This is a genomic window from Hydrotalea sp. (assembly GCF_049968455.1).
Lineage (GTDB): Bacteria > Bacteroidota > Bacteroidia > Chitinophagales > Chitinophagaceae > Hydrotalea.
Map to the genome: position 1 here is coordinate 1 of NZ_JBMFQT010000003.1, position 12,947 is coordinate 12,947.

The following is a 12,947-nucleotide window of genomic DNA, read 5'->3' on the forward strand; positions in this document are numbered from 1 at the left end:
ATTTTCTTTGCATGGGTTCCCTTATTGCAAATAGCAAATACTGTTTCAAAAATACGAACATTCATAGGCTATGCATTTTTAAGCATGTTAATTTGGAATGTAGGTACCACTTGGTGGATATGGAATTCTACAGATGTAGGTAGCATTGCCGCCATGATTGCCAATTCCATTTTAATGTGCATTCCACTTTGGGGTTATTACAAATTAAAAAATGTAGGCAACAAATTTTATAGCAATTTGGGCTTCATTGTTTATTGGATGTTGTTTGAATGGATTCACTTAAACTGGCAATTAAGTTGGCCATGGTTAACATTAGGAAATGTTTTTGCTAACCATCCCAACTGGATACAATGGTATTCTATTACAGGCGTAAGCGGGGGTACGTTATGGGTTTTGATAGTAAACCTGCTTTTCTTTAAATTACTACAGGAATTTCTGGAAGTTAAAAAAGTACCTTTTAAAAAATTACTTTCTGCTTTCATTGTTCTCATTTTCCCAATTCTTATCAGTTATTTTTCAATTCCAAACATACATAACAACAACAATAGTAGCAATGTAGTAATTGTTCAGCCAAATATAGATCCTTACCAAAAATTTGAAAGTCTTTCAACACAAGCACAACTACAACGGTTAATTGGCCTTAGTGATTCGGCCATCAATAATGAAACCAATTTGGTAATATGGCCCGAAACAGCTTTACCTGAACCTGTAGCACAGAGCCAATTATCCGGTGCTGGAATATATCAACCGGTATTCAAATTTTTACAACAACATTCTAATATTACATTACTTACAGGTGTAGAAAGTTATGTAACCTATGGTAATGAAAAAGCAACACCTACAGCACATGCAATGCCTAATGGTACTTATTTTGATGCATTTAATAGTGCAGTAGCACTGCATATTGGCCAGCCCAACCAATTTTACAACAAAAGCAAATTAGTGCCGGGGGTAGAATCGTTACCCACTTTTTTAAATTTTATGGCTCCCATATTTGAACAATTTGGGGGAACAACCGGCGGCTATGGAAGGGATACCGGTGCGGTAGTATTTTCCGAGCCTGATAATCCTTACAAAATGGCACCCATTATTTGTTACGAAAGTATTTATGGTGGATATGTTGCTGACTATGTTCGTAAAGGTGCCAACTTGTTAACCATTATTACCAACGATGGATGGTGGGGGAATACGCCAGGACATTTACAACATTTGAATTATGCTCGTTTAAGAGCCATAGAAACCCGAAAATTTATTGCACGAAGTGCCAACACAGGTATTAGTGCCGTAATTAGTCCAACCGGACAAATCATAACTTCAACAGAATATAATGAACCTGCTGTAATTCGCTATAACATTCCCACTGAAACCACTACCACTTTCTATGTAAAATGGGGCGATTGGTTATACAAAATAGCAGGCTTTATTGCCTTATTAGTAATTTTATATCAATTGTATCGATGGTTGGCTTTGCGCCTAAGAAAATAATGCATTATGGAAAAAGTTTGTAAGTATAAAAATGGAACCATTGCTTATGGTATGGAAGGAAATGGCCCTGTGGTAATGTTAATTCATGGTTTTGGCGAATATGCTTCCATTTGGAATAATCAAGTGCAATATTTACAATCGAATTATACTGTCATCACACCCTTTATTCCCGGAACGGGCAAATCAACTTTATTACAATCGGAAAATGATAATCCAATTGAAATAAAAGATTATGCAATTGCCTTACATGCCATTGTTGAGGCAGAAAATATTACTTCATTAGTAATGCTTGGGCATAGTTTAGGCGGCTATATTACATTAGCATTTGCAGAAATATACCCTTCCCTATTAAAAGGTTTTGGTTTAGTGCATTCAACCGCTTTTGCAGATAGCGAAGAAAAAAAAGCGAATCGGTTGAAAGGCATTAGAATAATGCAAGACTATGGTGCCTTTGCATTCATTAAAACCACCATTCCTAATTTATTTGGGGCCAATTTTAAAGCAGCATTTCCCGAAAAAGTAGATCTACTAATTGCACAGGCCAATGTGTTCAATACCACAGCCTGCCAACAGTATTATGAAGCTATGCGCATAAGACCCGATAGAACAAATGTTTTAAAAAATGCTGGCTGTCCGGTGTTATTTATTATTGGAACAGAAGACATTGCTGCACCAATGAATGATGTACTACAACAATTGCATTTACCTACTTGTTCCTATGTACACATTTTAGAAAATGTGGGACATATGGGTATGTTAGAATCACCTAATAAAGTGAATGAATATTTTGAAGAATTTTTAAAAACCATATATTCATCATCTTTACAACTTTAATAAATGATTTTTTTTTACAACATAGTATTCAATAAAAAAAATATTTTGATAGCATTGGCTATGTTGTTTGTATTTGCTGCTCATGCAAGGCATGTTGCGGGTGGCGAATTATTTTATAAATACTTAGGCCCCGGTGCTACTCCTGGTACCAATAGCTACCAAGTAACCTTACGTTTGTTTAGAGATTGTGCTTCAACAGGCCCCTTATTACAATCGGAAAATGTTATAGTAGGTTTTTATGATGGAAACACCTTGGTTCAAACACTAGTACTGCCTTTAACGGGAGGTATTTCAACCATACAACTTAATACTGCTTTAATACCTTGTTTAGTAGGCAATGTAAGTGTATGCTATCAAATAGCATTATTTACGAATACCATAGATTTGCCTATTAACCAAAATGGATATACACTTTCGCGTATGGGTTGCTGCCGTATAGATAATATTTCAAACCTAAGTACAAATAATGTTGGCAGTAATTATGTAACTTTTTTACCCGGCACTAACACTTTACCTGTTGGCCACAACAGCAGCCCCGAATATAAAATAAAAGACACAACTTTAGTGTGTGCAAATAAAAAATTCAACTTAGATTTTAGTGCAGTTGATCCTGATAATGATTCTTTGAGTTATACTTTTTGTGAAGCTTATACTGCACCTAATACAGGCCAAAATCAAGCCCCACCCCAAATACTTTCACTTACATCGGTACCCTATGGCGGAGCTTATAGCGGTACTATGCCTTTAGGCCCTGATGTTAGTATTGATCCTGTTACCGGCATTATTAGTGGCACGGCACCCCCGGCGGGACAATATGTGGTTAATGTTTGCATAGCGGAATTTAGAAATGGTAAGCAAATTGGTTATCACAGGAAAGATTTTATTTTAAAAGTACAATCATGTGATATTATTGAAGCAGATCTACCATCAAGCATCGTAAACTGCAAAGACTATACGGTTTATTTTGAAAATCAATCAACTTCTTCGTCCATTTTATCTTATCAATGGACTGTTGGTGATCCTGCGAATCCTACCTTTTCTGCAAATACTCCTACTTTACAATACACTTACCTAGACACCGGCCGATTTGTTGCACATTTAACTGTAACCGGCCCCAATTCATGTATAGGAACTGATAGTACCATTGTGATGGTTTATCCGGGATACAAGGCGGCTTTTAGTGTGCAGGGCGATTGCTACTTACGTCCTTTTCAATTTACAGATCAAAGCAATGCAAAATACGGCACCGTTACTAAATGGCAATGGAACTTTGGTGACCCTAATTCAAATGCAGCTTTTTCAAAACAACAAAACCCTTCTTATACCTATTCGGCACCCGGAACTGTTTTAGTTACACTAATTTCTCAAAGTGATAAAGGTTGCGTTGATACGGCCAAACAATCTGTTATAATATATAGCAATCCACCGCTTAATCTTCCATTCCGCGATACGCTTATTTGTAGTATAGATACCCTACAATTGCAATCAACAAGTAATGGCTCCTATAATTGGTCGCCCAGTTATAATATTATAAACGAAAACACAGCTACACCGCTCGTTTATCCAAAAACAACCACTACCTACCAAGTTACTGTAAACAATAATGGCTGTATTAGCAAAGACACCGTTAGAGTGAGGGTATTAGATTCTATAACTGTTAAAGTGGTTGCAGATACTACGGTTTGTTTAACCGATACTTTTCGGTTATATCCTATAAGTGAAGCTTTGGGTTATGAATGGTCGCCGGCAACAGGTATTGATAATCCAAAAATTAAAAGCCCCTTGTTTAAACCAAGTGCATCAACTAATTATCGGTTAATTGCCAACTTAGGTAAATGCCGTGATACAGCTTATACCCGTATAATTGCCGACCCTTATCCTAGCGCTAATGCAGGAACCGACGTAGGTATATGTTTTGGCAGCAGAACACAATTAAATGCATCTACCAATGCGTCTATATTTTCATGGAGCCCTAACAGCAACATGCTAAATAGTAATACTTTACAACCAACGGTTGCCCCAGGTAGTACCACACCTTACTTACTAACAGTAAGATATGATACCGGATGTATTAAACCCATAATTGATACAATTGTAGTAACTGTTTACAAACCAGTTAAAGTGAATGCAGGAAATGATACTGCTGTGGTGGTTAACCAACCCTTACAATTATTTGCAAAAAGCAATTATGATAGTGATAGTACGGGTATAACTGTACAATATTTGTGGACACCTTCCTCTTTTTTAAACAACGCTAATATTCCAAACCCAATCGCTACATTTAATGGGTTAAATGACTCTATACAATACACTGTAACTGCAACCACTAGTGCAGGATGTACAGGCAATAATAAATTATGGGTTAGAATTTTTAAAACCGGTCCTGATATATTTATTCCTTCAGCATTTACACCCAATAATGATAACAAAAATGACATACTAAAACCCATACCCGTTGGTATAACTTCTTTACTTTATTTTAACATTTATAATAGATGGGGGCAACTTATTTTTACCTCACACCAATTTGGTGAAGGTTGGGATGGAACATATAACGGCACCATGCAACCATCTGGTGCTTATGTTTATACAGTGGAGGGGATTGATTTTACAGGAAAAAAAGTATTTAAAAAAGGTACTGTTGTTTTAATTCGATGAGTAGCAAATATTAGCCTCCAATTATCTTTGAATACAATGGTTTTGTACATTTACTATTCACCTTACTTGATACCCTTTAAAAAAACATGCGGAAAATTTTATTTGTTATACTAATATTACATGCATTCATATTCAAAAGTTTTGCAGTACATATTGCCGCAGGTGAACTAAGTTATTTGTACCAGGGGCCGGGAGCTTCTCCAAACACAGCGCGCTATTTAATTACCATGCGCTTGTTTAGAGAATGTAATGCCCCATCTACCTCAGCACAACTAAATGGTGAAAATGTTACCATTGGCATTTACGATAAATCAACAGGTAATTATATTTCGCAACTAAAACTGGCACAACAGTTTGTAGGTAATCCACCCAGTATACAAAACACGCCGGGCATTAATCCGTGTTTAACAGGTAATCCTATTGCTTGTTACCAAGTAGGTACTTACAGTAGTACAATTGATTTACCCATTACGCCCAATGGCTATACCCTTTCATGGGTGCGATATTCAAGAGCAGTGGTACAAAATGTTGCCGGCAGTAGTGTAGGTGCAACTTTTACAGCAGAAATTCCCGGCACTCAACAATTACCTACCGGTTTCAATAGCAGTCCGGTTTTTACTATTAGCGACACAACCATTGTTTGCAAAAACACCGGCTTTACTTTTAACTACTCTGCATCGGATCCCGATGGTGATTCGTTAGCTTATAAATTTACACCTGCTTATGATGGTACACCAGGAAATTACGTTGGAACGAGTACACCTGATCCCGACCCATCACTAATACCTCTTCTACAACCCGTGCCAGTAAATTATATAGCCCCATATTCCGGTTTACAACCATTAGGAAGTGGTGTAACAATTAATGTGAATACAGGCTTAATTAGTGGTATTGCTCCACCCGCAGGTAAATATATTGTTTGTGTTGTAGTGGAAGAATGGCGTAATGGCATTTTATTAGATAGGCATCGAAAAGATTTTATCTTAACCATTGGTGATTGTTCTGTGAATGGAGCTGATCTGAATCCCAAATACATTAATTGTAACAATTTTACATTTAATTTTTCTAATGAAAGTACTAACCCTAACATTATTGCATATGCCTGGAAATTTGGCGATACTAAAAATTCAAATTTCGACACCTCCAGTAAACCAACACCTACATATACTTATTCCGACACCGGTACTTACACCATGAAGTTGAAAGTTACTGCAACCGGTGGTTGTACTGATTCCACAAGTGCACGAGTATCCGTTTTTCCGGGTTTTAAAGCAAATTTTTCAGTGAATGGCAGTTGCATATTAAACCCCTATCAATTTAAAGATATAAGTGTTGCACAATATGGTGTAATTAATAGCTGGCAATGGAATTTTGGTGATGCTAATACTTCTTCTGATACTTCATCGCAACAAAATCCTTCCTACACTTATGGTTCAACTGGTAGTAAAACAGTGTTTTTAACTGTAACCAGTAACAAAGGGTGTGTAGATACTTTATCGAAAGTAATTAACGTTCCCGATAAACCCTATTTATTCCTACCCTTTCACGACACCCTTATTTGTAGTATTGATACACTTCCGTTAATAGCCAACAGCCCGGGTAGTACCTTTCAATGGAGCAGTATACAATCGCCCAATAGCATTATTAATGCTACTTCAGCTAATCCAATGGTACATCCTAAAGACACTGCAGTATATGTAGTTACAGTAAATAACAATGGTTGCTTAAATAAAGATTCCATACAGATAAATGTACTGCAATTCATTACCGTTAATGCTGGGCCAGATACTAGTATATGCCAAACTGATACAATACAATTTAACACAGTAAGCTATGCGTTAAGTTATCAGTGGAAGGGGTCTAATGGTGTACCCATTGCACAGGTTAAATATCCAAAGGTGGCACCACTAACCAATACAACGTATTATGTTCAAGCTAATTTGGGAAAATGTCCTGCTTATGACACTGTAAACGTAAAGGTTTTCCCATATCCCACTGTTACTGCGAGTGGAAATGCTAATATTTGTTTTGGCAATACAACGCAACTTAGTGGTACTACCAATGCAGAAAATTTTAGTTGGTCGCCAAGTAATACTTTACTAAATGCCAACACACTTAATCCAACAGCCGGCCCCAATAAAACCACTTACTATGTTTTAACAGGTAAAAATAACAGTGGATGCATAAAAGCCGTATCCGATAGCGTTTTAGTAAAAGTTATACAACCCATTACCATTGACGTAGGTGCCGACACTTCAGTAGTCCTTAATCAACCTTTACAACTAAAAGCGATATTAGCTGATAGTAGCAATTTCGCTTATACTTGGACACCCAGTGAATATTTAAATAATCCATCCATTTCTCATCCAATTGCCATTATTAATACACCTGTAACCGATGTAACTTTCACAGTAAAAGCAACTGAATTAACTGCGGGATGTACTGGCCAAAATAGTATTTTAGTGAAAGTATATAATACCGGACCTGATATTCTTGTTCCCAAAGCCTTTACACCAAATGGAGATGGTAAAAATGATATTATGCGTCCCATTTTATTAGGGATTAGTCGATTAGATTATTTTAGTATATACAACCGTTGGGGACAACTCATTTATTCAACTGCACAACCGAATGCTGGATGGGATGGTACACTAAACGGCACTGCACAACCAAGCGGGGCATATATATTTATGGCAAAAGGGGTTGATTATTTAGGAAATACTATAACAAAAAATGGAACCATAGTGTTAATCAGGTAATTTTGTTTTCAAAATATTCAATGAAATTTCATATGGAAAATATTATACTCATTACAGGAGCAACTTCCGGATTTGGAAAAGCAATAGCAAAAATTTTTGCACAAAATAAATGGAACTTAATTGTTACAGGTAGAAGAGAAAATCGCTTAAACGAATTATGTTCAGAATTAGAAAAAATGGGCATAAATGTTCTCCCACTAGTATTTGATGTACAGAAAAAAGATGCTGTATTTAACGCCATAAATAATTTACCATCTGAATGGAAAAAGATTGATATACTGGTAAATAATGCCGGATTAGCATTAGGTAGAGAACCATTTGACAAGGCCAATTTAGAAGATTGGGAAATAATGTTGAATACTAATGTTAAAGGTTTAATGTATGTTACTAAAGCAGTATTACCCTATATGATTCCACACAAGAAGGGACACATAATAAATATTGGTTCAATTGCGGGGAAAGAAGTTTATTTGAATGGCAATGGTTATTGTGCCAGCAAACATGCGGTAGATGCTTTAAGTAAAGCTATGCGTATAGATTTATTACCACATAAAATAAAGGTTACAGCCATACATCCCGGAGCGGCAGAAACAGAATTTTCAATTGTACGATTTAAAGGAAATGAAGCCACTGCCAAGTCAGTTTATGAAGGCTATACGCCTTTATATGCCAGTGATATAGCAAACATTGCTTATTACTGTGCCACTTTACCCGAACATGTTTGTATTAATGAACTAATTGTAACGAGCACAGCTCAAGCTAATTCAAACCTATTTTACAAAGAATAACTCTATTGTTTGTTTTTTGAATTGATAATTAGGTGCTGCAAAGTACTACCATCTCTAATTTCTTCATTAACTGTTTGCACTAAAGTATCACCGGGTAAAATATTACCAAATATTTCTACTCGAGTACTATCTTCATTACCACGTTGAATAGGTACCCAGTTCACTTTATTTTCATGAACTGCCAAAACAAAAGTACCGGTAGTAGAATATAAAATTGCCGATTTGGGTACTACCAAATGAGGCTCTTTTGTAAAGAGTGGAATATTTACTTCAGCTATCATACCGGGCAATAATCGTTTATCAGTATTATATACATCCATTTCAATACGTTGTGAACGTAATTTTGAATCCAATGCACCTGCCATTCGATTAATAGATGCTGTAAAATCAACATCAGGATATGCTTTCACTTTAAAATGAATTTTACTGTCCGGCGTTAAATAACGCGAATATTGTTCAGGAATTAAAACAACTAATCTTAATCTATCGCGTTGTTGTAACACAAACATGGGAACATCTTGCCCTTTACCAGATGGACCTACATACGCACCCGGATTGACGTTACGCAAAGTAATCATTCCGGTAAAAGGGGCTTGAATGGTTAAATATTTCTTTGTATCCAATATTTCTTTATAAGCTGCTTTTGCTGCTTGCCATTGTGCAAAATCAGATTTCTGTTTAGCCAATGCCAAATCTAAATCATTGGGGGATATAGTACCCGGAGTTTTACTGGTATTTAAAAGTCGTTTATAAGCAGCATCACTTGCAATATAGGTAGCTTCTAATGATTTTAATTTTGATTCTGCAGCAGATAGTTGTGCATTAATTTCAGGAGCTTCTGTAGTTGCTAATAATTGACCTTGGTGTACCTGACTGCCCACATCTACTAAAACATCTTTTACAAAACTATTTACTTTAGCATAAATATTCACTTCCTGATAAGCTATTAACTCACCGGGCAATTTTAAATTACCCTGTAAATTTTCTTTTTGCACCACAAATACCGGAGTACTAACCTTAGTTGTACTATCTGTTGTATTTTTTTTATTATCCTTCGTATTATTACAACCAAATGCCATTACTAAAAAAGGCACAATTAAAAAATAAAGCCAGGGTTTAAAGTTCGTTTTCATGTTTAGTATTATCTAATTCAGGTATATAAAATTTACTATGTTTATCATGTGGATCTAATGAAACAGATTGTGTTGAAGTTTTTTGCTGCACCCATGAGAAGAGTAAAGGCAAAATTAACAATACCACAATAGTTGATGCTAACAATCCACCAATCACTGCCCTTCCTAGTGGAGCAGCTTGAGCACCACCCTCACCCAAGCCCGCTGCCATGGGCAACATACCCATTACCATGGCGGCAGTAGTCATTAAAATTGGGCGTAACCTAATAGCTGCAGCTTCTTTTGCGGAAAGTAATGCATCACCATTTTTTAGTCTTAAGGCTTCAGCATTGGTAATTAACAACACTGTGTTAGATATGGATACTCCGACCGACATAATAATTCCCATATATGATTGTAAATTAAGCGTTGAATGGGTAAGCATCAGCATAATTAATGATCCTAACAAAACTGCCGGAACTGCTGCTAATACAACTAGTGAAACTTTGAACGATTGAAAATTAGCTGCCAGCATTAAAAAGATTACTACAATAGCAGTAATTAATCCTCCTTGCAAACTACTCAATGTTTCTGTTAGCACTTGACTTAATCCTCTGGTTTCAATAAATAAACCTCGTGGTGGTTTTCCAATACTTTTTATTGCATTTTCAACATCGTGTGTTGCTGTGCCTAAATCTTTTTTATAAATGTTAGCGGTTACTGATAAATTAGGAATAGAACCGATATCATCATCTTGTCCATAAACAGAATCCTCCTGTATGATGGCCACATCACCCAACATGGGGCGATTACTTCCGGGTACTAACGGTATCTGATTGATGTCGGAAACAGATGACATTTTAGCTTCGGGAATTTCAACCTGCACCAAATAACTTAATTGTGATTTTGGATCAATCCAAACATTTTTTTCAGTAAATCGCGAAGAAGAAGTAGCTGCTACAAACGAACGAGAGATTTCTGCTACATTGGTTCCCAATTGAGCTGCTCGTACCCTGTCAACATTTACATTAACAGCAGGATAATGTATAGCCTCATCAAGCTGCACATCGCGCAAATAAGGTATTTGCTTTAATTTATCAATTACCTTATCAGCCATTACTTCATTTTCTAACTTATTCTTTCCCATTATTTTAACTTCAATAGGTGTGGGTGAACCTTGGCTTAAAATTTTATCGGTTAATTCAATGGGTTCAAACGATAATTTAATATTAGGTAATACAACTGCCATCCGTTTGCGAATAGCATCTTTCAAAGTATCCATGTCTGTCTTATAATCTTCTTTCAATGCTACTTGTAAAACGGCCTCTTGTGGACCCGCCATAAATAAATAAATGGGATTGGTTGAAAACTGTGAACCATGAATACCAATCATTGAGGATGATATAGCGACATTTTCTTTTCCAACGATATCATATAAAACATTCAAAGTTGTTAATACATCTTGCTCAGTTTTCTCAATTCGGGTACCATCCGCATCTCTAATACGTAATTGGAATTGTCCGGCATTTGTTTTAGGTAATACATCCCGGCCAATAATTGAAAATAAAAAAATAGCAATTATAATTGCACCTACTAAATAAATAACAGTAATTGCTTTTTTATAGGGAACTAGCTTATTCAGCAAGGCAATAAACTTGTATCGGAATCGAGTAAAACTTCCTGCATTTTTCAAATCATCTGCATTAGCATTCAACAACATTTCTTTTTGTTGCCAGGTATTCTCTTCAGAATCGGCTGTAATACCACTTTGCAAAAATTGTTCATGATCAGATGATGTATTATTTTTCCCTTTCCCATGATTATATTCATGTTTCATTAACCAATTCGCCAACACGGGTACCAATGTTTGCGACATGATATATGAGGTAACCATTGAGAAAGTAATTGCCAATGCTAATGGTAAAAATAAAGAACCCGGTATTCCATTCATGGTGAATGCCGGTGCAAAAACCGCGAGTATACAAAAGAGAATTAATAATTTGGGAAAAGCAATTTCACTACAAGCATCCCACACCGCCAATGCTTTTGGCTTTCCCATACTTAGGTGTTGGTGAATATTTTCAATAGTTACCGTTGACTCATCAACCAAAATACCAATTGCAAGTGAAAGACCACTGAGTGTCATGATATTGATTGTTTGATGAAATAAGGAAAGAAATAAAATTCCTGAAATAATGCAGATGGGTATGGTAAGAATTACAATTAAAGCACCACGGGGATCGCCTAAAAAAATTAACACCATTAATCCTGTTAATATTGCACCAATGGCTCCTTCAGTTACTAAATTTTTTACTGCATTAATTACATAGGTAGACTGATCGAATTCATATGATAAATGAACATCTTCAGGCAATAAAGATTGAAAACGAGGAATTGCTTTTCTTAAATTTTGTACAACTTCCCAGGTAGAAGCACTGGCCGATTTTGTTATAGGTAAATACACGGAACGTTTCCCATTTACTAGAACATATCCTACGGTTACATCAGCACCATCTTCAACCGTAGCAACATCTTTTACGTATATATTATTTGCTGAGCCTGTATAAATAGGAATATCTTCAAAATCTTTTACAGTTCTAATAGTAGCATTGATAGGTGTAAAGTAATTCTTATTTCCTATGCGTACATTACCCGATGGTATTGACTGATTATTTACACGAAGTGCAGTTACTAATTGATCGGGTGTAATATTATGTGCACGCATTAAAGCGGGATCGGCTTTAATTACAACGGTACGAGCATTGCCACCAAACGGAGCAGGAGACACTAATCCCGGAATAGAACTAAATCCCGATCGTATATACACATTCGCTAAATCTTGCAATTCATTATTGTTGCGTGTTTCACTACTTAATACTAATTGTCCAACCGGCAATGTAGAAGCATCAAAACGTATAATAAATGGTGGTTGTGTGCCGGGTGGGAAAATAGTTTGTGCTCTATTACTAAATGCTGTTACCTCTGCAGCAGCTTGAGCCATATTTGTTCCTTCATAAAAAGTTAACTTAATTAGCGTTAAGCTTTGAATATTTTTAGTTTCAATACTTTTTACACCTGATACATACAATAATAAATTAACATAATTTTTTCCAAAGTAGGCCTCCATTTGGTCAGGAGTAAAACCACCATAAGGATGTGATATATAAATTACAGGTAAATCAATATTTGGGAAAATATCTATCTTTATATTATTGACAGCTCTAATACCAAAAAAGAACAACCCAGCAACTAAAACCAGAATTGTTATTGGATTCCTTAATGCAGTTCTAATTAAATTCATTACACTAAAT

The 12,947-nt window shown here is 35.9% G+C and carries 7 protein-coding genes; 5 read left to right on the forward strand and 2 right to left on the reverse strand.

Translation table 11 applies throughout. From position 1 onward, the window contains the following. The 5 genes from lnt to ACP5P5_RS02680 all read left to right on the forward strand — a co-directional run. Nucleotides 1–1,485 (forward strand): apolipoprotein N-acyltransferase (lnt, locus tag ACP5P5_RS02660; protein WP_428284568.1); only part of this gene is annotated, 1,485 nt, incomplete at its 5' end. Nucleotides 1,486–1,491: 6 nt separating this feature from the next. After that, a complete protein-coding gene (locus ACP5P5_RS02665; RefSeq protein ID WP_428284569.1) occupies nucleotides 1,492–2,319 on the forward strand; it encodes an alpha/beta fold hydrolase in 828 nt (275 codons plus the stop codon). A gap of 45 nt (nucleotides 2,320–2,364) precedes the next feature. Beyond that, nucleotides 2,365–4,977 (forward strand): PKD domain-containing protein, encoded by a 2,613-nt coding sequence (locus ACP5P5_RS02670; RefSeq protein WP_428284570.1) that lies wholly within the window; start codon nucleotides 2,365–2,367, stop codon nucleotides 4,975–4,977. Nucleotides 4,978–5,063: 86 nt separating this feature from the next. Further along, nucleotides 5,064–7,736 carry a PKD domain-containing protein gene (locus tag ACP5P5_RS02675; RefSeq protein ID WP_428284571.1) on the forward strand — a complete coding sequence of 891 codons (2,673 nt, stop codon included), beginning with the start codon at nucleotides 5,064–5,066 and terminating at the stop codon, nucleotides 7,734–7,736. Nucleotides 7,737–7,756: 20 nt separating this feature from the next. Beyond that, nucleotides 7,757–8,524, forward strand: coding sequence for an SDR family NAD(P)-dependent oxidoreductase (locus tag ACP5P5_RS02680; protein ID WP_428284572.1), 768 nt, complete (start codon nucleotides 7,757–7,759; stop codon nucleotides 8,522–8,524). A gap of 2 nt (nucleotides 8,525–8,526) precedes the next feature. On the opposite strand, the gene ACP5P5_RS02685 is transcribed toward ACP5P5_RS02680, so the two are convergent. Both ACP5P5_RS02685 and ACP5P5_RS02690 read right to left on the reverse strand, forming a co-directional pair. After that, nucleotides 8,527–9,657 carry an efflux RND transporter periplasmic adaptor subunit gene (locus ACP5P5_RS02685; protein WP_428284573.1) on the reverse strand — a complete coding sequence of 377 codons (1,131 nt, stop codon included), beginning with the start codon at nucleotides 9,655–9,657 and terminating at the stop codon, nucleotides 8,527–8,529. Further along, complete coding sequence (locus tag ACP5P5_RS02690; protein ID WP_428284574.1) at nucleotides 9,641–12,937, reverse strand: efflux RND transporter permease subunit; 3,297 nt, start codon at nucleotides 12,935–12,937, stop codon at nucleotides 9,641–9,643. The genes ACP5P5_RS02685 and ACP5P5_RS02690 overlap by 17 nt, the downstream gene beginning before the upstream one ends. Between the last annotated feature and the right edge of the window lie 10 nt (nucleotides 12,938–12,947).